The sequence below is a fragment of the Mycobacterium sp. Soil_C_30 genome (assembly GCF_057656995.1).
In genome coordinates, this window is sequence record NZ_JBDGJH010000059.1 from 1 (window position 1) to 525 (window position 525).

The 525-nt window shown below is 69.7% G+C and carries 1 protein-coding gene; it reads right to left on the minus strand.

The features are described from left to right. On the minus strand, positions 1-503 hold a 503-nt coding region (locus AC3A6P_RS36105; protein WP_487697458.1), incomplete at its 3' end, for a DUF222 domain-containing protein. Positions 504-525: the final 22 nt, after the last annotated feature.

Sequence of the window (525 nt, forward strand, 5' to 3'; positions counted from 1 at the left end):
CGGACCGCGTCGGGGTCGCGTTCTTCGATGACGGCGTCGATGGCGACGTCGAGTTCGGCGTCGGAGAGGGTGTTGAACCCGCCGGCGCGCTCGGCGATTTCGGCGTCGACGGCGGCGTGGGCGTGGGGGGCGACGTATTCGGTGCGGTAGACGATGGTGGTGGCCACCGCGGCGGAAATCATGCCGTGTTCTAGGAGGGCGGCGGTTTCGGGTAGGCGCAGGGCCAGGGCTTCGGCGATCTTCATCTGGGTGGAGGCCCGCCGCGGGCTCAGGCGCAGGGCGGGGCCGATGTCGTCGCGGGCGGCGGCCCAGCCGTCGTGGGCCCAGTGTTGGCGGTCCTCGGCGACGGCGGTGTCTTCGTGGTCGCGCAGCAGCATCGCCACGAACGCCCAGGTGCGAGCGGCGGTGGTGGCGTGCAGGCGGTGGTATTGCCGGATGGCGGTGACCATCTGCGCGCGGGTGATTTCCCCGCAGGTCGCCGGATCCAACAAGTCATCGAACATGTGTTCGATACTAGATCCACCC